This window comes from Tritonibacter aquimaris (genome assembly GCF_009617595.1).
Lineage (GTDB): Bacteria > Pseudomonadota > Alphaproteobacteria > Rhodobacterales > Rhodobacteraceae > Epibacterium > Epibacterium aquimaris.
Genome location: NZ_WIXK01000005.1, coordinates 243,336 through 260,165, shown reverse-complemented (window position 1 = coordinate 260,165; position 16,830 = coordinate 243,336). Strand labels below are relative to the sequence as shown.

Sequence of the window (16,830 nt, the reverse complement as noted above, 5' to 3'; positions counted from 1 at the left end):
GCCGCACCGGCCTTCTGGTGCAATCAGCCCTGGAGCTTTTCTTCGATTGCAGCCAGACGCGCTGACAGGGCTTCGTTTTCTTCGCGGGCCTTCTGCGCCATCGCACGCACCGCATCAAATTCTTCGCGGGTGACAAAATCGCGATCTGCCAGCCAGCGGTCCACCAGGCTCTTGGCGGCGGTCTCTGCCTCATCGCGCGCACCCTGTGCCACACCCATGGCATTGGTCATCAACTGCGAAATATCATCCAGGATCTTATTGCGAGTCTGCATTGGTCTTCTCCATGTGACGCTTACCCCCTATATGGGCAAGCAAACCAATAACGGCAAGCCGTTGACTTTGGCCCTGATGCAAAGGCATGGACCCTATATGCACGCTTTGATCCCTTTTCCCGAAATTTCACCCGAATTATTCTCGGTTTCTATCGGCAGCTTTGAATTTGCCCTGCGCTGGTATGCGCTTGCCTATATTGCTGGCATTCTGATTGCCTGGCAGCTGGCGGCAATGGCGCTGAAACGCCCCGCGCTCTGGCCCAGCCAAACCGCCCCGATGCAGCCCAAACAGGTGGAAGATCTGATCACCTGGATTATTCTTGGGGTGGTTCTAGGCGGTCGCCTGGGTTTTGTGCTGTTTTATCAGCCGTCCTACTACCTCTCAAACCCGACGGAGATCCTGCTGATCTGGCAGGGCGGCATGGCCTTTCATGGCGGGCTTTTGGGCGTGGTTGCGGCCGCGTGGATTTATGCGGCGCGCAATAACATCCCCACATTGCAGATGGCGGACCTTGTGGCCCATGCGGTGGCACCGGGGCTGATGCTGGGGCGGCTTGCAAATTTCATCAACGCTGAACTCTGGGGCCGTGCCACAGATCACCCCTGGGGCGTCGCCTTCCCCGGCACTTTGGCGCAAGATTGCGGCCAGGCCCTGGGTGAACTTTGCGCGCGCCACCCCAGCCAGCTTTATGAAGCTGCACTCGAAGGATTAATCCTGGGCGCGCTGATCCTGTTTCTGGTCTACCGCCGCGCGGCCTTTCTGCGCCCAGGTTTTATCACCGGTGTATTTCTGGCAGGCTACGGCGCGGCGCGGTTTGTGGTCGAGTTCTTCCGCCAGCCCGATCTGCAATTTGTCTCTCCCGGCAACCCGCTGGGGCTGGCTTGGCATATCGATGGCTACGGGTTAACCCAGGGGCAGGCCCTGTCACTGCCGATGATCGCGCTTGGTGCCTATCTGATCCTGCGCGCCCGCAGCAATAAGATGGCCACCGCATGAGCCTGCTCAACCATCTCATCTCCCGCATTGAAAGCGACGGCCCGATGACGGTGGCGGATTATATGTCTGCCTGCCTGCTGCACCCCGAATTTGGCTATTACACCAATCGCACCCCTTTTGGCCGTGAGGGTGATTTCATCACCGCACCTGAGATCTCGCAGATGTTTGGCGAACTCTTGGGGCTCTGCCTGGCGCAGTGCTGGCTTGATCAGGGTGCGCCTGCACAGATCACCCTTGCGGAGCTCGGCCCCGGTCGCGGCACCCTGATGGCAGATTTGCTGCGCGCAACCCGTGCAGTGCCCGGCTTTCATGCCGCGATCAATGTCCACCTGCTCGAAGCGTCACCCAAGCTGCGCGACATTCAACAGCAGGCGCTCGCACCTTATAATGTGACCTTCATTGATCACCTGGTGGATCTGCCGGAACAGCCGCTTTACCTTGTGGCCAATGAATTCTTTGATGCGCTGCCCATTCGCCAATTCATCCGCCAAGGGGATCACTGGGCCGAAAAACGCGTGGGCTATCGTGACGGCGCGCTCAGCTTTGGTTTGGGCCAACCAAGCCCGCAACCCGCGCTTGCCCATCGTCTGGAAGACACCAAAGATGGCGACCTGGTAGAACATTGCGAAGCAGCACAGGTGGTCATGGCAGAAGTCAGCCAGCGCATTGAACATCACGGCGGCGCGGCACTGTTGGTGGATTACGGCGACTGGCGTTCCCTTGGTGACACGCTTCAGGCGCTGCGCGCCCATGCTCCCGCAGATCCGCTGCACACGCCGGGCGAAGCTGACCTTACCGCACATGTGGATTTTGAGGCTCTGGCCGTTGCCGCCCAATGCGCCCACAGCCGTGTCACCCCGCAGGGCGTGTTTCTAGAGCGGCTTGGCATCACAAACCGTGCGCAAATGCTCGCAAAACCGCTCAGCGGCGACGCGCTTGAGACGGTGATTCAGGCACATCGACGCTTGACGCACCCGCAGGAAATGGGAAACCTGTTCAAAGTGATGGGGCTGTTCCCCAAAAGCCAGACACCCCCACCTGGATTGAATACATGACACTGGAAATTCTTACATCTGACCTGCTATCGCCGGTCCACCACGGTTTTTTCACCCGCAGGGGCGGCGCCTCTTCGGGGATCTTCAAAGGGCTGAACTGTGGTCTGGGATCCAGCGACCAGCGCGAAGCCGTGCTGCTCAACCGCGCCCGCGCGGCCGAGGCGATGGGCGTGGCCGTCGAAAACCTAATTGGTGTGCATCAGGTGCATTCGGCGGATGTGGTTACCGTTCACGGCGCGTCAGATGCACGCCCGCATGCAGATGCTTTGGTCACAAATCAGCCCGGTCTTGCCCTGGCCATATTGACCGCAGACTGTCAGCCCGTGTTGTTTTGCGACCCTGACGCCCAGGTCATTGGCGCGGCCCATGCGGGCTGGCGCGGCGCATTGGATGGCGTGCTTGAAGCAACCGTTGAAGCAATGGTGGCATTGGGCGCAACACGTGAAAACATCCGTGCCGTTATTGGCCCAACAATTTCACAGTCCGCATATGAGGTGGGGCCTGAATTTTTCGACAGTTTCATGAGCCAAGACCCAAACCACGCGCAATATTTCATTCAGGGTGAAAACGATCGCATGCTGTTTGATCTGCCCGCGCTGGGGCTGGCAAAACTGCGCGCAGCTGGCATCGGCCAGGCCGCATGGAGCAACCATTGCACCTATAGCGATGCGGAGCGGTTTTATTCTTTCCGCCGAACCACCCACGCAAAAGAGGCCGATTACGGCCGCCTGATTTCCTGTATCCGCCTTTGAATCAGACCCGGTTTAACCTGTGAAAATCCAAACAATCCGCAGCCTTTAATCCTAAAATCGGCGGCGGACATATTCCAATACCCGTTTTCGGCCACATTCATCGGCGCTAACATAGACAGCCAACAAATCCATATTGAAATTTAATACATTAATTCATCTTCGTAGCGGCATTCTATCATAAGATATCGCTGGTGTGTCATTCCCCTCTATTTCCTCGCCCCAGCCACATTCAGGGCACATTGCTTACCGATATATTGACCTCACAGGTAGCGTATATTGTTAACGAAGGAGCCAGAATGACGAGCCGTTTTTTAAAATCCGTTATTGCTACAGCCACTGCTGCCCCCCTGCCACTGCCGTTCTCTCAGACGTATAGAACGGCTTCTGGGCACAGCCTACGTAATCACAACGTTCAACAATCTCCGAAAAAGCCCGCCTGATCTTCAAGATACGCTCCGGCAAAATTAGCAGCAATTTTCGGTCAATTGCATTCGCAAACTTCTGATTATTTAACGCTTAGTGACATTTCGTTAGGGGATTAGCCCTAGCTTTCATACCTAAGAAACTTCAACGGATCTGCCTCCCTCCAGTGACACTATTTTTGACCACGATTGCTAACTTGCGGCTCAATCCAGCCCGGCGCCTGCCAAAACAGGCGCAAGTATCCTGGCCAAAATCTCACCAGCAGAGCACCGTCGAGACAAGAACAAAGGGTCGTTCCTAATGACCATTCCTCATTCGCTGCAACGCGCGGCGGCACAAGTTGTTGAAACCCGGGCCCTGCTACAGGACCCTGCGTCCATGCGCGGCGTACAAAAACCGCAGCTGCGCCGCTACGATGTGATGAGCCTGCTGCCCAATGGCGATATTTCCGAAACACGCCACACAGCCCCGGTACTGCCGCTGTTTGAAAACGCTTTCACCGCTTTTTGTCGCGGCTCATTGGTGGACACCGAACATGGTCCGGTCGCGGTCGAAGACCTGCTGCCCGGTGATCCGATCCTAACCCAGGAAGGCGACGCACAGCCGCTTTTGTGGAAAGGGCGCACCACCATTTTGCCCAGCCGCCCCAATGCGCGCGGCCATAAACAGCGTTTGATCAGCTTTATGCCCGACAGTCTGGGCCTGTCAAAACCAGCTGGCTGTGTTGTTGTTGGTCCTTCTGCACGTCTGTTGCGCACCCCTGCTCGTCTGCGCAACGACGAGTCCACCGCGGGTCTTCTGACCCCGGTGGGCGAATTTCTCGATGGTATGAATATCGTCGAAACCGCACCGCCAACGCCGGTCGAAATGTTCCACCTCTGCTTGCCGCAACACAGTGTGATCCGTGTTGGTGGGCTTGAGTTTGAAACCTATCACCCGGGTCCAAACGCGCTCAGCCTGGTGAACCACGCAATCAGAACGCTCTATTTCAACCTCTTCGCCCATATCGGCACCCTGCCCGATTTTGGTCCGCTGGCCTATGAGCGGGTGGATACAGCAGATCCGATGCGAGACCGGCACCCCAATCTGGCCTGACGGCCAGATCTGCACATAAAAAAAGGGCATCCCTGCCCTTTTACCGTATCTTTGTGGAAAGCTCTGATCAGGCTTCGCGCGCCAGACGCTCTTCTAGGATGTCAAACGGCACGCCAGGTTCATCCTTGGCACCGCGGATCACCAGGGATGTTTTTACATTGGCCACATTCGGCGTGGTCAACAGCTGCCCGGTCAGGAAGCTCTGGAAGGTGGACAGATCGGGCGAAACACATTTCAGGATGAAATCCACTTCCCCGTTGAGCATGTGACACTCACGGACCAAGGGCCAGCCCCGGCATTGCTCTTCAAAAGCGCTGAGCTCATGTTCGGCCTGGCTCTCCAGCCCCACCATCGCAAAGACCTGCACTTCAAAACCAAGCTCGCGCGCGTTTACATCCGCATGATAACCTCGGATATAACCCGCCTCTTCCAGCGCACGTACCCGACGCAAACAGGGCGGCGCAGAGATTCCCACGCGTTTGGCCAGCTCCACATTGGTCATGCGCCCATCAGCCTGCAATTCAGATAGAATCTTGCGGTCAATGGGATCGAGACGTGTTGTGACCATGTGTGTGCTCTCCTTAAATCGAGTTTGTTATATCAGCCACCAGTATTTGCGCAATATTATTTCACACAGGCGCATCATTATTTCGTCACCGTAAATTCAGGAACAAAAACACCGGGAAATTGTCAATGCTGGGACAGCAGTCTTTGCCACCATCAAGGGGTTTAAGAGCGCGCCGCGCGCAGCTATATGCATCAGCGATCATAGGCAAGCCCGTTTGCCCAGCTATTTTAAGGATTTCAAATGTCTGAGACGCGCCACACCAAGGTTCTGATCGTTGGCTCGGGTCCTGCGGGATATACCGCCGGGGTCTACGCCAGCCGTGCCATGCTCGAACCCATTTTGGTTCAGGGGATCGAACCGGGTGGTCAGCTGACCACCACCACCGAGGTGGAAAATTTTCCCGGCTTCACCGAAGTTCAGGGCCCTGATCTGATGATCAAGATGCAAGAACACGCGCAGGCCATGGGCTGCGAGATCATCGGTGACATCATCACCTCGCTTGATACCAGCAAACGCCCCTTTGTTGCCAAAGGCGACAGTGGCACCACCTATACAGCTGACGCGGTGATCCTTGCCACCGGCGCGCGCGCCAAATGGCTGGGGCTGGAATCGGAAGAGAAATTCAAAGGCTTTGGCGTTTCCGCCTGTGCCACCTGTGATGGGTTCTTCTATCGCGGACAGGAAATCGTGGTCATCGGTGGCGGCAACACCGCCGTGGAAGAAGCGCTGTTTCTGACCAACTTCGCCTCCAAGGTCACGCTGATCCACCGCCGCGATGAGCTGCGCGCCGAAAAAATCCTGCAGGACCGCCTGTTCAAGAACGAAAAGATCGAAACCCTCTGGTTTCACCAGCTCGAAGAAGTCTACGGCACCGACACCCCGCTGGGTGTTGAAGGGGTCAAAGCCAAGAACGTCAAAACCGGTGAAATCACTGACATTCCTGCCAAAGGTGTGTTTGTGGCCATCGGTCACGCCCCCGCCAATGAGCTGGTGAAAGACGTGTTGGAGCTGCACAACGGCGGCTATGTCTCTGTCAAACCCGGCACCACCGAGACCTCGATCCCGGGCATCTATGCCGCGGGCGATCTGACCGATCACAAATACCGCCAGGCGGTGACCTCTGCGGGCATGGGCTGTATGGCCGCGCTTGATGCTGAACGGTTCCTCGCCGAGCAGGAAGACTAAAATAAGACCTCCGTTTAGGCGGCGCTTTTGCGCTGCCTAAACGCTTTGCCTGTATGGTGCGTGAATTGGGTGAGTTGCACCTATATCCGTACCCGCAGTGTGGCGTTTCTTGGTGCAGCCCATATGCGCTGGCGGCGCGCCTCTGTCATAGATATTGACACAAAGCGAGCGCCGCGTTTTAGAGCAGGTGGTCATCCCTTTGCCACCTGCTTTGAACAAAATGTCAAATCTTTCAATTCGTCACAGAATAGCCAGTCAAAGTGACTTGACCCCGCCACCATCTGCGCCACTGTTTTGGAACAATGATGTGAGGGGGTTTTAAGTGTCGGTTCGGTTGTGGCAAGGCAGCAGACAGACCCGGTTGCGCATTGCCAGCGGTCTCATTCTGCTGACCTATGCGTTTTTCCATTTTGTGAATCTTGGCCTTGGCCTGTTGTCGCATGAATGGATGGACGCGATGCAACAGCTGCGCACCTCGATCACCCGCAGCCTGCTCGGCTCGGTTATCTTGATCGGCGCGTTGCTGACCCATGCGGGGCTTGCAGCCTATGCAGTGATCCGTCGCCGCACCCTGCGAATGGCACCTGCGCAATGGATGCAGACGATCTTTGGCTTTTTGATCCCATTTCAGCTTATTGGTCACATCGTATTTACCCGCTACGCGCATGAAATTTATAACGTAAACGACAGCTACGGCTATTTGATCCTGCTGATTTGGGGCAGCGACGCTGGCTGGAACCAGGCCGGGCTACTGCTGTTGGTCTGGATCCACGGCTGTATTGGTCTGCATCATTGGCTCAGGCTGACACCGATCTGGAAACAGCTGATCCCCTATGCAATTGGTGTTGCGGTCTTTGTGCCGCTCTTTGCATTGTCAGGCTATCTGGTTGAAGGCCGCCGCCTGTCAGACCTTGCCTATGTTGATGGGTTTGCTGCTGACATGCGCGCGGATTTCAACGCACCCGACGCGGCAGAACGCGCAGATCTGATCTGGCTGATGGATGGCGGACGTGACATCTATTGGGCCCTTCTGGCGGCGCTGGCTGCCTTTTATCTGCTGCGACGGTTTCTGCTGCATCGGCGCGCGGTCAAGATCCGCTATATTGATGGCCCCACCGTTGATGGGGATCGCGGCATGACCCTGCTTGAGATTTCCCAAACCCACGACATCCCCCATACCGCGCTTTGTGGTGGCAAAGGGCGCTGCACCACCTGCCGCGTGGTCATCGAAGAGGGCGCCGACAGCCTGCCGCCACCATCGCTGGCCGAGGCCCGTTCTTTGCGCGCGGTAAATGCAGATCCCAGCATGCGCCTTGCCTGCCAGATACGCCCGACCCAGCCCATCACCGCCTACCGCGTGTTCCGCCCCACCGGCACCCGCCGTCGCTCTCATACCAGCCAGGGAGAGGAGCGCCAGCTCGCCATCCTGTTTCTCGACATGCGTGGCTTTACCCAACGCACTGCCGGGCTTTTGCCCTATGATGTGGTGTTCCTGCTCAACCGGTTCTTTGATGCGATAGTGCCGGAAATCACCGCCGCTGGTGGCCATGTCGACAAATACATGGGCGACGGGCTTCTGGCGCTGTTTGAAACCCATGATCAACGCTCTTCGGCGCGCGCAGCGCTCAAGGCTGCGATTGGCATTTCCGAAGCCCTGGACACATTCAACCAGGGTCTGGTGGACGCAGGCGACATCCCGGTGAAAATCGGCATGGGGCTGCATCTGGGTCAGGTTGTTGTCGGGGAAATCGGCAGCGGCACCAGTGCGCCGCGCACCATCATCGGTGGCACAGTAAATGCCGCAAGTCGGCTGGAAGCCATGACCAAAGAGCTTGGAGTTGAGCTGCTGGTCTCCGAAAGCCTGTTGCAGGCCGCGCATATCACCCTTGCAGGTAAGGAATTGCGCACCTTCGAATTGCGCGGCGTTGCCCTCCCGGTACGGGCCTGGCCGCTTGAACGCGCCACCAAATTACGTGGAGAACTGCCCACATTTACGTGATTTCGGGCGAAAAACGCATAAAAACCGTCGCGCAATGAATGCTATTCGCCTGCAATTCCCACTCCAGCCAAAACCACGTCCTGCTGCAGCTGCAAAACCCCGAACAGAGGTCCAGCTGCGTCCTCACAGGCACATTCTGTCCTTTTTCCCCGGCCCTGGTAGACTCATTAACCCGCATGGCGCTATGTCCGCACTCGACGAGGTCTGGCCCCCGCCGACCCAGCGAGAACGATGAGAGAATTCGTATGTCCACATTGAGTAATCTGGCTCCGATCCCGGAGCTGTATGTATCCTATGACTCAGCCCAGAAGCTGAAAGTTGAAGCTGGCAATCTCAAAAGCCACGATCTGAGCCCGCGCCAGATCTGTGACCTTGAGCTGCTGATGAATGGTGGTTTCAACCCGCTGAAAGGCTTCCTGTCCGAAGAAGATTACAACGGTGTTGTTGACAATATGCGCCTGGCTGATGGTCAGCTCTGGCCGATGCCAATCACATTGGACGTCTCAGAAGATTTCGCGGCATCGCTGGAAGTTGGCGAAGACATTGCCCTGCGCGACCAGGAAGGCGTGATCCTCGCCACCATGACCGTGACCGATCGCTGGGAGCCCAATAAATCCCACGAGGCCGAAAAAGTCTTTGGTGCCGATGATGTGGCTCACCCGGCGGTGGACTATCTGCACAACCAGGCTGGCAAGATCTACCTTGGTGGCCCGATCACCGGCATTCAGCAGCCGGTGCATTATGATTTCCGCGCCCGTCGCGACACCCCCAACGAGCTGCGCGCCTATTTCCGCAAAGTTGGCTGGCGCAAGATCGTGGCGTTCCAGACCCGCAACCCGCTGCACCGCGCCCACCAGGAACTGACCTTCCGCGCCGCCCGTGAATCTGAGGCAAATCTCTTGATCCACCCGGTGGTTGGCATGACCAAACCGGGCGATGTGGATCACTTCACCCGCGTACGCTGCTATGAGGCGGTGCTGGATAAATACCCGGCGTCCACCACCTCCATGAGCCTGCTGAACCTGGCGATGCGCATGGCTGGCCCGCGTGAAGCAGTCTGGCACGGTTTGATCCGTAAAAACCACGGTGTGACCCATTTCATCGTTGGCCGTGACCACGCAGGCCCCGGCAAAAACAGCCAGGGCGAAGATTTCTACGGCCCCTACGACGCCCAGGATCTGTTCCGCGAGCACGAAGAAGAAATGGGCATCGAAATGGTGCCGTTCAAACACATGGTCTATGTGCAGGAACGCGCCCAATATGAGCCCAACGACGAGATCGCAGATAAGGATGATGTCACCATCCTGAACATCTCTGGCACTGAGCTGCGTCGCCGTCTGGCCGAAGGTCTGGAAATCCCCGAGTGGTTCTCCTTCCCCGAAGTGGTGTCTGAGCTGCGCAAAACCAAGCCACCGCGCGCCAACCAGGGTTTCACCGTCTTCTTCACCGGCTTCTCCGGTTCTGGCAAATCCACCATTGCAAACGCTCTGATGGTCAAGCTGATGGAAATGGGTGGCCGTCCGGTAACCCTGCTGGATGGGGATATTGTGCGTAAGAACCTCAGCTCTGAGCTGGGCTTCTCCAAAGAGCACCGCGACCTCAACATTCAGCGCATCGGTTATGTGGCGTCTGAAATCACCAAAAACGGTGGTATCGCCATCTGTGCGCCAATCGCGCCTTATGCGGCAACCCGCCGTCAGGTGCGTCAGGCGATCGAACAATACGGTGCCTTTGTGGAAGTGCATGTCGCCACCTCGATCGAGGAATGCGAACGCCGCGACCGCAAGGGGCTGTATAAGCTGGCGCGCGAAGGCAAGATCAAGGAGTTCACCGGGATTTCAGACCCCTATGATGTGCCGCAAAACCCCGAGCTCAGCGTTGAGACCGAGAATGTCGAAGTCGACAACTGCGCCCATCAGGTGATCTTGAAGCTGGAAAGCATGGGCCTGATCAAAGGCTGATCTCTACCAGATTGGATAGCGTTTTAAAAACGGCCCGCCTTTTGGCGGGCCGTTTTGCATTCAGCTCAGCGCGAGCTCAGTGCCACAAGTGCAGCACCAAGTGCAGCGCAAACCCGATCAGCACCACCCCCGACAGGCGGCGAAACCACAGATAGCCCTGCGCCGACATACCCCGGCTGCGCCACGCCCCCGCCAGCAGCGCATATGAGCTGAGCGACAGGATCGACAGCGCACAATAGGTGCCCACAAACAGCACCGCCTGCGGCCAGAGCGGCCGATCCGGCCGCAGCACCTGCGGCAACAGCGCCAGATAAAACAACAACGCCTTGGGGTTGCTCACCGCCAACACAAAAGCCTCCCACCACAGCGCCCGCGCGCTAACCTGCACCGCGGCGACCTGCGTGGCGGCACGACCCCAGATCAGTTTTACCCCCAGCCACACAAGGTAAATCACCCCAAACAGCTGAAACCCGGCCAACATCACAGGCGCGCCAACCACAATCGTCCCCACCCCGCTGGCGCAGGCCATCCCCCCCACCGCCAGCCCCAGCGCATTGCCCAAAATCGTAGGCACCACCCGGCGCGCACCAAGTTCCGCAGCGCGGTTGAATGTATTGAGATTGGCAGGCCCCGGCGTCACGATATTGACCGCTGAAACCACTGCAAAACCACTCCAGATCATCTGCATATTTTCCCAAAGCTGACATCAGCATCAGAATAGGTTGCAAAACACATGATGTGGGCGCAGCATCAAAAGCAGTTTGATAAATTTTGCACCGTATTGGAAATCAATATGCCGATAGAGCCTTCAAAAGAGAACCTGCTGGATCCGCTCGACCGCGCTATTTTACAGGCGCTCACTGTGGATGCGCGCATCAGCTGGCGCGATCTGGCGCAGCAGGTGGGCGTCTCGGCCCCCACCGTGCGCGACCGGGTGCACCGGCTACAGGACAGTGGCGTGATCGAAGGGTTTTCGCTGCAACTGTCGCCCAAGGCGCTTGGCTATACGCTTGAGGCGGTGTTGCGCCTGCGGCCGCTGCCCGGCAAACGCCACATCGTCGAAGATCAGATCCGCGCCACCACCCGCATTATTCACTGCGACAAAGTCACTGGCGAAGATGGCTTTGTTGCCCGCCTGCTGCTGCGCGACATTTCCGAGCTTGATCCCATACTGGAAACCTTTGCCCATATGGCCACCACCAACACATCGATTGTCAAAAGCACCCCGGTGCCGCAGCGCCCGCCGCCGCTATAGCTGGTCTGGCAGGTTTACTTCACCCGACATCAGCACAAAGCCCTGCCCCGCAACTTTGACCCCGGTGATAGCATCCGTGCTGCCCGCCCGTGTGACTTGCGCCTGTCCGGGACGGTTCATGCCGTGGCCCTGCTCGGCGATAAAGCTCTCTTTCGCCATCAAGCCGTGGTGCCAAAGGTAGGCTGCCATCGCCCCGGTGGCAGAACCTGTAAACGCATCCTCCGGCGGGCTGGGTGGTGCCATCAGAAGGCGCGAAAACGTATCCCCTGCCCCGGTTGCCCCCTCAAGCGTCACCAGAAACGGCTCCATCATATCGATGCCATCCGCGCCAAGCGACTGGCCCAGCGCTGCCAATGCATCCAGGTTCAGTTCTGCTGCCTCAAGGCTTGCACGATCTTTCAGCACCGTGATGCAAAACGGCAAACCAGTAGAGACCTTCTGCGGTGCACCCACAATCGCTGAGACCGGCAAAGAAACTGCCGCCGCCACCAGTTCAGGATCGGCCAACGGGCCAAACTCCGGTGCGATCTGGGTCATCTCAATGGTATCGCCGCGAAGATCAATCTTCACGATCCCCGCCTGGGTTTCCAGCGTCAGTTGCGCAGCCGTGATCATGCCACGGCTTTGCAACGCAGCCACGGTGGCAATTGTGGGATGGCCCGCAAAGGGGATTTCACGGCTGGCCAGAAAATAGCGCACGTGGAAATCCGCCACATCAGAAGGCCCCACAAAGGTGCATTCCACCAGGGACGTTTCGCGCACATAGGCACAGGCCACGGCTTCGGGCAGATGTGCACCCCCATGCACCACAGCGCAGCCATTGCCACCAAAGGGTTGGTTGGTAAAAGCATCTACCCAATCAAAGGCATAAGGGGTCAAAGACATTCATAAGCTCCGTTTTTTGTTAGCTTATGCGCAGCAAAAAGGCGGGTCAAAACCCGCCTTTGTATGAATACATTGATGGTGCTGCACCGGCGCTCAGCCATGTGATCAAAATGGAGCCGCGCGGCAGCTACGCAAAGGCACGGTTAATGCACTGGCACCGGGGCGCAATCGTTTTGCCGTGCCAGAATAAACGCCATGCGGCGGTCTGCAACAACGGCCAGCTGCTCTCCACTGTCGTTATGCACCGCGTAAAGATGGCTGCGGCCTTCGGCATTGACCTGCATTTCCTGCGGCAGCTCTGCAACGTCAACGGATTTCACATATACAACCCGCTGAGCACCACCCGCATTGCCAAACTGTTCCTGCATCTTACTGCCCCTTTCTGATATTGATGGTCTGCACCACAGTTTCCGGGCGCGACTGGGTCAGGTCAACGTGCAACAGCCCGTTTTCCATCACCGCTTCGCCCACTTCGACCCCATCGGCGAGCACAAACATGCGCTGAAACTGACGCGCGGCAATGCCACGGTGCAAAAACACCCGGCCTTCGCTGTCATCGCGCTGACGCCCGCGGATCACCAGCTGGCGATCTTCGATGGTGATGGCCAGATCTTCTTCGCCAAACCCGGCCACAGCCAGGGTGATGCGATAGGAAAAATCCGACGTCTGTTCGATATTATATGGGGGGTAGCCTTCATTGCCAGATTTCGCCGAGCGCTCCAGCAGACGTTCAAGTTGCTCAAATCCCAAAAGATGCGGATAGGAGCCCAAAGTAAGTTTAGACACGTTTTTTCGTCCTTTATTCTAAAGCGACGTCTTCTTGCCGACCCCAAAGCGGCGGTGCGGCTCGTTTCAATATGGGGAGTTTGATGAAATTCACAAGGCCAACCCTCTCTAGGCCTAGCGAAAAACCAGTTAAAAACGTATAAACGGACGTGCAACAATTTTTGTGATCCGAGACACTCCATGAATCTGCCCCCAGAATCTGCGCCAGCTGATCTGTCCATGAAAACCGATGAGGTTTTGCAAGTTGAACTGGAGGTGCTGCGCCGCCAGCACAGGGATCTGGATGAGGCCATTATGGCGCTCTCCGAAAAGGCAGGCAGCGACCAGCTGACCATTCAGCGGTTCAAAAAACAAAAGCTGCAATTGAAAGATCTGATCTCGAGAATCGAAGACCGGCTGACCCCCGATATTATCGCCTGATCCACCGCAGCGCCCCTTGCGCGTTGAGAAACAGGTAAGCCACCAGTTGATGCGTCTTTGGTGTGGTGCAACGGGGTCCTCCCGCCCACTGCGCTGATGCGGGGCTTTGCCCCGCCTGCACAGCCGTTGGGCGTGGCAGCTGACCTTGCGGCCAGCTGCACCACCGAGCGAGGTTATCAAACACCTCAAAACAGGGCGCATCTTTGTGTGTCGTACTGTTGCAACCATCGCCCCACATGCAACCTATGATTTAGCTCGCTCACCCTATTGTCATCTCGGTGCCAGCCCCCATCTGTAGCGGCATGGAACCAGCACAGCCTCACACCCTCCTTCAAAACATGATGCGGACCTATGAAGGGCCGTCTCACAGCGTTGTCGCCATGAGCCTGCGGCACGGAGAGCAACATTTCCTCAGCTCAGGCATCGCTGCTGATGCGGCTGCAGATCAGATCTATGAGATCGGCTCGATCACCAAAGTGTTCACAGCGATTTTGCTGTGCCTCTTGGTGGAAGAAGGCAAGATTGACCCAAACGCCCCCCTGCGTGATATCAGCGCTGATCTGGCCCATGTGCCGCTCTGGATCACCCCAAACAGTCTGACCTCACACACCAGCGGCCTGCCGCGTATCCATGTGCCGCTATGGTCGGCCCTGCTCAACCCCCTGCCCCAGGATCCCTACGCCAGCTTTTCGCGTGCGGACCTCTTGGAATGGCTGCAACGCTGGGCCAAAACCGCCACCCAGCCCAAGCCGCGCCATCTTTATTCAAACCTCGGGATTGGCCTATTGGGCGAGGCCATGTCGATGCTGGAAGGCACGCCATTCACCGCGCTGCTCACGGAGCGGGTGCTTACACCGCTTGGGCTCAACGACACGGGCGCCACGCTCACGGGCACCCAGCTTGACCGCTTTGCCCAGCCCCATAATACCAAAGGCAATCCAGTGCCGCCCTGGACGTTTCAATCCATGGCGGCGGCGGGCTGCCTGCGCGCAACCGCCCGCGATCTTGCACTGTTTTCCCAGCGCATCATCGCTGCGCATCAGGCTGTAGAAACCGCGCTGGATCGGGCGATCTGCCGCGCAGCGGAGCCTATATTTGGCCTTGGCTTCAAAGGCAGCACCAAACCCGCAGCGCAATGTTCCGGCTGGCTCTCCATGACGCTCGACAAAAACGCACCCGGATTTTTGCACCATGATGGCGGCACGGCGGGATCCACCGCGGCGCTTTATATCTGCCCTGAAAAAGCCTCTGCCTGCGCCATACTCTCAAACACGGGGCTCGCCGCAAGCCTTTGGGGCAATGCCAAGCTGAGCTGGTCAAACCAGCTGCGACAGGCGCATAACTATTTTGCCGCGGAGTAATCCCCAAACTTCATCTCATCCACATGCTACATACATGACCTGCGCACGCCGCGCATCGCGCGGCGCCCGGCCCAACGCCCTTTGCGCATGTTTCATGCACAAAAAGGGGGGCGGGAGCGCCTGAGATCGCGCAAAAGACGCGCAAGCCGCACAATAGGAAATACGTGCCATTCCCCACTCCCCCATTGCGCCGGCAAAAAGCTTCTCTATAGTGCGCGCGCACCTGTTGCCGCCACCCGAAGGAGCCTTTTTATATGGCCGATGTTAAAGTAGGCATCATCATGGGGAGCCAATCCGACTGGCCCACGATGAAAGAAGCCGCCACCATCCTTGATGAGTTGAACGTGGCTTATGAAGCAAAAATCGTTTCGGCGCACCGCACGCCGGACCGGCTCTGGAGCTATGGCAAATCTGCCGCAGAACGTGGTCTCAAGGTGATTATTGCAGGCGCTGGCGGTGCCGCGCACCTGCCCGGCATGGTGGCCTCAAAGACCCGCGTGCCTGTTGTGGGCGTGCCGGTTCAGACCCGTGCCCTGTCCGGCGTCGACAGCCTGTATTCTATTGTGCAGATGCCCAAAGGTTTCCCGGTGGCCACCATGGCCATTGGTGCCGCAGGTGCTGCCAATGCGGGCCTGATGGCCGCGGGCATTCTCGCCAACGAAGACGCAGATCTTGCCCAGCGTCTGGACGACTGGCGCGCCGCGCTCTCGGCCTCAATCCCTGAGGAGCCCAGCGATGACTAATTCGCTGCCCACAGGTGCAACCATTGGCATCCTTGGCGGTGGCCAGCTTGGGCGTATGCTCTCGGTCGCGGCAGCGCGTCTCGGTTTCAAAACCCATATCTTTGAACCCGCCGCCAACCCGCCTGCAGCACATGTGGCTGACCGCGTCACCACCGCAGACTATGATGACGCTGATGCGCTCAAAGCCTTTGCCGCTGCTGTGGATGTGATCACCTATGAGTTTGAAAACATCCCCACCACGGCGCTGGATCTGCTGGAAACACTGCGCCCGATCCGCCCAGGTCGCGAAGCGCTGCGGGTCAGCCAGGACCGGCTGACGGAAAAGAGCTTCCTGCGCGATCTTGGCCTGAAAACCGCCCCCTTTGCGGATGTCAGCGATTTGGCAAGCCTTGAAGCCGCCGTCGCAGACCTTGGCACTCCCGCAATCCTCAAGACCCGCCGTTTTGGCTATGATGGCAAAGGTCAGGCCCGGATCAAATCTGATGCGGATATCGCGCAGGCCCATGCGGATATGGCAGGAGCGCCTGCGCTGCTGGAAGGGTTTATTGACTTCAGCCATGAGATTTCGGTCATTGCAGCGCGTGGCGCGGATGGTCAGGTGGCCTGTTATGATCCCGGTGAAAACGTGCACCGCGATGGGATTTTGCACACCACCACCGTGCCTGCGCGCCTGTCTGGCAGCCAGCGCATGGATGCGGTGCTGATGGCAGGGCAGATCCTCAATGCGCTCGATTATGTTGGCGTCATGGGGGTTGAACTGTTTGTGACGCCGCAGGGCCTGATCGTGAATGAAATCGCCCCTCGCGTCCATAATTCCGGCCACTGGACCCAGAACGGCTGCACCGTCGATCAGTTCGAACAGCACATTCGTGCGGTGGTGGGCTGGCCCTTGGCAGAAGGCAGCCGCTATGCGGATGTGGTGATGGAAAACCTCATTGGCAGTGATGTGGAACGCCTGGCCGAGATTGCCAAGGAACGCCATGCGTCGATCCATATGTACGGTAAAGCAGAAGCAAAACCAGGTCGTAAGATGGGGCATGTAAACCGGATCAGCGGCGCCAAAACATAAGGGC

The 16,830-nt window shown here is 57.7% G+C and carries 18 protein-coding genes; 12 read left to right on the top strand and 6 right to left on the bottom strand.

Annotation, left to right across the window (positions count from 1 at the left end):
• Positions 1–23: 23 nt before the first annotated feature.
• Positions 24–272, bottom strand: coding sequence for an accessory factor UbiK family protein (locus GG681_RS11625; protein WP_153548176.1), 249 nt, complete (start codon positions 270–272; stop codon positions 24–26).
• A 97-nt stretch (positions 273–369) separates the two neighbouring features.
• On the opposite strand from GG681_RS11625, the gene lgt reads away from it, so the two are divergent.
• The 4 genes from lgt (at position 370) to GG681_RS11605 (ending at position 4,594) form a co-directional block, all read left to right on the top strand.
• A complete protein-coding gene (gene lgt / locus GG681_RS11620) occupies positions 370–1,269 on the top strand; it encodes a prolipoprotein diacylglyceryl transferase (RefSeq protein ID WP_153548175.1) in 900 nt (299 codons plus the stop codon).
• Positions 1,266–2,324 carry a class I SAM-dependent methyltransferase gene (locus GG681_RS11615; protein WP_153548174.1) on the top strand — a complete coding sequence of 353 codons (1,059 nt, stop codon included), beginning with the start codon at positions 1,266–1,268 and terminating at the stop codon, positions 2,322–2,324. Before lgt ends, GG681_RS11615 begins: the two co-directional genes overlap by 4 nt.
• Positions 2,321–3,076, top strand: a complete 756-nt coding sequence (gene pgeF / locus GG681_RS11610) for a peptidoglycan editing factor PgeF (protein ID WP_153548173.1) — start codon at positions 2,321–2,323, stop codon at positions 3,074–3,076. Before GG681_RS11615 ends, pgeF begins: the two co-directional genes overlap by 4 nt.
• Before the next feature lie 723 nt (positions 3,077–3,799).
• Positions 3,800–4,594, top strand: coding sequence for a Hint domain-containing protein (locus GG681_RS11605; RefSeq protein WP_153548172.1), 795 nt, complete (start codon positions 3,800–3,802; stop codon positions 4,592–4,594).
• A 67-nt stretch (positions 4,595–4,661) separates the two neighbouring features.
• Here the strand turns inward: GG681_RS11605 and GG681_RS11600 are convergent, their stop codons facing one another.
• Positions 4,662–5,162: an Lrp/AsnC family transcriptional regulator gene (locus GG681_RS11600; RefSeq protein WP_153548171.1), complete on the bottom strand. Its 501-nt coding sequence runs from the start codon at positions 5,160–5,162 to the stop codon at positions 4,662–4,664.
• Positions 5,163–5,402: 240 nt separating this feature from the next.
• Between GG681_RS11600 and trxB the strand changes: the two genes are divergently transcribed.
• The 3 genes from trxB to GG681_RS11585 all read left to right on the top strand — a co-directional run bounded on the left by trxB (position 5,403) and on the right by GG681_RS11585 (position 10,307).
• Positions 5,403–6,347 (top strand): thioredoxin-disulfide reductase, encoded by a 945-nt coding sequence (gene trxB / locus GG681_RS11595; RefSeq protein ID WP_153548170.1) that lies wholly within the window; start codon positions 5,403–5,405, stop codon positions 6,345–6,347.
• Between the two features lie 322 nt (positions 6,348–6,669).
• Positions 6,670–8,346: an adenylate/guanylate cyclase domain-containing protein gene (locus tag GG681_RS11590; protein WP_328593360.1), complete on the top strand. Its 1,677-nt coding sequence runs from the start codon at positions 6,670–6,672 to the stop codon at positions 8,344–8,346.
• A gap of 245 nt (positions 8,347–8,591) precedes the next feature.
• Positions 8,592–10,307 (top strand): bifunctional sulfate adenylyltransferase/adenylylsulfate kinase, encoded by a 1,716-nt coding sequence (locus GG681_RS11585; protein WP_153548169.1) that lies wholly within the window; start codon positions 8,592–8,594, stop codon positions 10,305–10,307.
• Positions 10,308–10,383: 76 nt separating this feature from the next.
• On the opposite strand, the gene GG681_RS11580 is transcribed toward GG681_RS11585, so the two are convergent.
• Positions 10,384–10,995, bottom strand: a complete 612-nt coding sequence (locus tag GG681_RS11580; RefSeq protein ID WP_153548168.1) for a LysE family translocator — start codon at positions 10,993–10,995, stop codon at positions 10,384–10,386.
• A 105-nt stretch (positions 10,996–11,100) separates the two neighbouring features.
• On the opposite strand from GG681_RS11580, the gene GG681_RS11575 reads away from it, so the two are divergent.
• The gene (locus tag GG681_RS11575) at positions 11,101–11,562 is read left to right on the top strand and encodes an Lrp/AsnC family transcriptional regulator (protein WP_153548167.1); all 462 of its coding nucleotides are present in this window, start codon (positions 11,101–11,103) and stop codon (positions 11,560–11,562) included.
• On the opposite strand, the gene GG681_RS11570 is transcribed toward GG681_RS11575, so the two are convergent.
• The 3 genes from GG681_RS11570 to GG681_RS11560 all read right to left on the bottom strand — a co-directional run bounded on the left by GG681_RS11570 (position 11,557) and on the right by GG681_RS11560 (position 13,233).
• Positions 11,557–12,447, bottom strand: a complete 891-nt coding sequence (locus GG681_RS11570) for a PhzF family phenazine biosynthesis protein (protein WP_153548166.1) — start codon at positions 12,445–12,447, stop codon at positions 11,557–11,559. The two genes, GG681_RS11575 and GG681_RS11570, sit on opposite strands and share 6 nt — an antisense overlap.
• A 143-nt stretch (positions 12,448–12,590) precedes the next feature.
• Complete coding sequence (locus GG681_RS11565; protein WP_153548165.1) at positions 12,591–12,815, bottom strand: DUF1150 family protein; 225 nt, start codon at positions 12,813–12,815, stop codon at positions 12,591–12,593.
• A 1-nt stretch (position 12,816) separates the two neighbouring features.
• Positions 12,817–13,233 (bottom strand): Hsp20 family protein, encoded by a 417-nt coding sequence (locus GG681_RS11560; RefSeq protein WP_328593359.1) that lies wholly within the window; start codon positions 13,231–13,233, stop codon positions 12,817–12,819.
• 180 nt (positions 13,234–13,413) lie between these two features.
• On the opposite strand from GG681_RS11560, the gene GG681_RS11555 reads away from it, so the two are divergent.
• From GG681_RS11555 to GG681_RS11540, 4 genes are all read left to right on the top strand, one after another.
• A complete protein-coding gene (locus GG681_RS11555) occupies positions 13,414–13,653 on the top strand; it encodes a YdcH family protein (RefSeq protein ID WP_153548164.1) in 240 nt (79 codons plus the stop codon).
• Between the two features lie 302 nt (positions 13,654–13,955).
• Positions 13,956–15,014 (top strand): serine hydrolase domain-containing protein, encoded by a 1,059-nt coding sequence (locus tag GG681_RS11550; protein ID WP_153548163.1) that lies wholly within the window; start codon positions 13,956–13,958, stop codon positions 15,012–15,014.
• A gap of 254 nt (positions 15,015–15,268) precedes the next feature.
• A complete protein-coding gene (gene purE, locus GG681_RS11545) occupies positions 15,269–15,757 on the top strand; it encodes a 5-(carboxyamino)imidazole ribonucleotide mutase (RefSeq protein ID WP_153548162.1) in 489 nt (162 codons plus the stop codon).
• Entirely contained in the window at positions 15,750–16,826 is a 1,077-nt protein-coding gene (locus tag GG681_RS11540; protein WP_153548161.1) for a 5-(carboxyamino)imidazole ribonucleotide synthase, read from the top strand. Before purE ends, GG681_RS11540 begins: the two co-directional genes overlap by 8 nt.
• Positions 16,827–16,830: the final 4 nt, after the last annotated feature.

What these genes read in the sequence shown, in the direction of transcription:
- GG681_RS11540 (WP_153548161.1), top strand. Translation starts at nt 15,750, where the DNA reads ATGACTAATTCGCTGCCCACAGGTGCAACCATTGGCATCCTTGGCGGT.
- GG681_RS11580 (WP_153548168.1), bottom strand. Translation starts at nt 10,995, where the DNA reads ATGCAGATGATCTGGAGTGGTTTTGCAGTGGTTTCAGCGGTCAATATC.
- GG681_RS11625 (WP_153548176.1), bottom strand. Translation starts at nt 272, where the DNA reads ATGCAGACTCGCAATAAGATCCTGGATGATATTTCGCAGTTGATGACC.
- GG681_RS11600 (WP_153548171.1), bottom strand. Translation starts at nt 5,162, where the DNA reads ATGGTCACAACACGTCTCGATCCCATTGACCGCAAGATTCTATCTGAA.
- GG681_RS11570 (WP_153548166.1), bottom strand. Translation starts at nt 12,447, where the DNA reads ATGTCTTTGACCCCTTATGCCTTTGATTGGGTAGATGCTTTTACCAAC.
- lgt (WP_153548175.1), top strand. Translation starts at nt 370, where the DNA reads ATGCACGCTTTGATCCCTTTTCCCGAAATTTCACCCGAATTATTCTCG.
- GG681_RS11585 (WP_153548169.1), top strand. Translation starts at nt 8,592, where the DNA reads ATGTCCACATTGAGTAATCTGGCTCCGATCCCGGAGCTGTATGTATCC.
- GG681_RS11555 (WP_153548164.1), top strand. Translation starts at nt 13,414, where the DNA reads ATGAATCTGCCCCCAGAATCTGCGCCAGCTGATCTGTCCATGAAAACC.
- GG681_RS11550 (WP_153548163.1), top strand. Translation starts at nt 13,956, where the DNA reads ATGGAACCAGCACAGCCTCACACCCTCCTTCAAAACATGATGCGGACC.
- GG681_RS11565 (WP_153548165.1), bottom strand. Translation starts at nt 12,815, where the DNA reads ATGCAGGAACAGTTTGGCAATGCGGGTGGTGCTCAGCGGGTTGTATAT.
- trxB (WP_153548170.1), top strand. Translation starts at nt 5,403, where the DNA reads ATGTCTGAGACGCGCCACACCAAGGTTCTGATCGTTGGCTCGGGTCCT.
- GG681_RS11605 (WP_153548172.1), top strand. Translation starts at nt 3,800, where the DNA reads ATGACCATTCCTCATTCGCTGCAACGCGCGGCGGCACAAGTTGTTGAA.
- GG681_RS11615 (WP_153548174.1), top strand. Translation starts at nt 1,266, where the DNA reads ATGAGCCTGCTCAACCATCTCATCTCCCGCATTGAAAGCGACGGCCCG.
- GG681_RS11575 (WP_153548167.1), top strand. Translation starts at nt 11,101, where the DNA reads ATGCCGATAGAGCCTTCAAAAGAGAACCTGCTGGATCCGCTCGACCGC.
- purE (WP_153548162.1), top strand. Translation starts at nt 15,269, where the DNA reads ATGGCCGATGTTAAAGTAGGCATCATCATGGGGAGCCAATCCGACTGG.
- pgeF (WP_153548173.1), top strand. Translation starts at nt 2,321, where the DNA reads ATGACACTGGAAATTCTTACATCTGACCTGCTATCGCCGGTCCACCAC.